This window comes from Corynebacterium sp. HMSC074C03 (assembly GCF_001838285.1).
Taxonomy (GTDB): domain Bacteria; phylum Actinomycetota; class Actinomycetes; order Mycobacteriales; family Mycobacteriaceae; genus Corynebacterium; species Corynebacterium amycolatum.
The window spans coordinates 1-555 of sequence record NZ_KV836212.1 but is presented as its reverse complement, the minus strand read 5'-3'; the positions used below and the strand labels follow the sequence as shown (position 1 = coordinate 555).

1 protein-coding gene is annotated in these 555 nt (G+C 56.2%); it reads right to left on the bottom strand.

Annotated elements, in window-relative coordinates:
- A partial coding sequence (locus HMPREF2847_RS11240; protein WP_141765056.1) for a helix-turn-helix domain-containing protein occupies window positions 1-524 on the bottom strand: 524 nt, incomplete at its 3' end.
- Window positions 525-555 lie beyond the last annotated feature (31 nt).

Genomic DNA, 555 nt, shown 5'->3' with positions numbered 1-555 from the left:
TCAGCGTGATAAGCATCGTAGATACCATCGACGCTATTGCGCGCGATTTCACGGCTGACGGTGGATTGACTACGACAGACTATCTGGGCGATACGCCGGTGCGAATGCCCTGCTCGCAGATGCTCGGCAATGACTAAGCGTTCCGCCAGCCCTAGCCGCTGGCCAGTACCAACACGAGATACATCACCGGGTGTTATCCGGCTGCGGGTATTCATAGTGGTTAATCTAGCCCGCCGGTTATACACCGTGGATGTGCACACCCCGGCCTGTGCAGCAATCTGGGCAACACTATATGTGCCGGCCATAAGCATCTCGTAGATCACGCGATGCTTATCCATCATCGAGACCTTCGGGCAGTGCGACTGGTGCTGAATCGCAATTCCGGCTTGTCGCGCCCACCGCCTGACAGTTGGTGCGGGGATCGCTAAATCGCGCCCTACCGCGCTTGCTGATGCCCCGTTGGCGATGTGTTGAAGCGCAATGGGTTTGATGGCACTGTATTTCGATTGGCGGGTTTGCTTCACTACTTCTCCTGGTCGAAAGTGGTGATGCATT